Here is a 345-nt window from a genome sequence, read left to right as displayed (position 1 = left end):
CCTCCAGCATCTCTGCTAGCTGCTCATCAGTTTGTTCCAGCATCAATCCTCCTTATAGATCGGGTCATGGGAACGGTCCCGAGCGCCCCGTACCAGTGCTATGCCGATCATCATTTTACACAAGCCGAATGCGATTAGCAAGACCGCGATAATGGCACCTGTCCTCATTTCAGGAAACGAACTTCCACTTGATGATCGGAGGTAGCGCCGACAGAGCTGACGACAAATGCGCCGACATGTCCGTCGCGCATGAGCTTGTCCTGCACGGATTCCTCGACGTAGCCCCGCGTGATATAGGTCACGATCCTTTCTGCCCCCTGCTTCGGAGGTGACGCTTCCTGCTTT

At 54.8% G+C, this 345-nt stretch carries 1 protein-coding gene; it reads right to left on the bottom strand.

Annotated features, from left to right (window positions below; translation table 11 throughout):
• Window positions 1-164: 164 nt before the first annotated feature.
• Window positions 165-345, bottom strand: a 181-nt coding sequence (locus AC1RPR_RS08565; protein WP_481763526.1) for a hypothetical protein, incomplete at its 5' end; no start/stop codon positions are given.

The organism is Dellaglioa sp. CoH-57-MRSF-22, assembly GCF_056781895.1.
The sequence above is the reverse complement of the archived record's forward strand: the minus strand, read 5'-3'. Positions and strand labels throughout refer to the sequence as shown.